1 protein-coding gene is annotated in these 405 nt (G+C 40.7%); it reads left to right on the top strand.

All coding sequences use genetic code 11. From position 1 onward, the window contains the following. Positions 1 to 405, top strand: a 405-nt coding sequence (locus tag ACW9JY_RS10515; protein ID WP_457284332.1) for a dihydroxy-acid dehydratase domain-containing protein, incomplete at both ends; no start/stop codon positions are given.

Genomic DNA, 405 nt, shown 5'->3' on the forward strand with positions numbered 1-405 from the left:
TGATGGATGGGCTCAAGGTCACAATGGCATGAACTATATACTTGCATCCAGAGAAGTAATTGCTGATATGGTGGAGATACATGGTAATGTAAATCCATTTGATGGTATGGTTTTAATTTCATCTTGTGACAAACCTATTCCAGCTCATCTAATAGCAGCAGCTAGGTTGGACTATCCAATTATTTTTGTTCCAGGTGGATCAATGAGACCAGGTCCATATATGACAACTTCAGGTAGGACCGGAGAAATAAGCTTAAAAGAAAAGCAAGGATTAATTGATGATTTTGAGGTCATGCAATATAAAAAGACAGGATGCCCTTCTTGTGGCGCGTGCCAATTTATGGGGACTGCAAGCACTATGCAATGTATGGCAGAAGCATTAGGCTTAGCTTTACCAGGTACGGC

This window comes from Petrotoga sp. DB-2, from assembly GCF_054051725.1.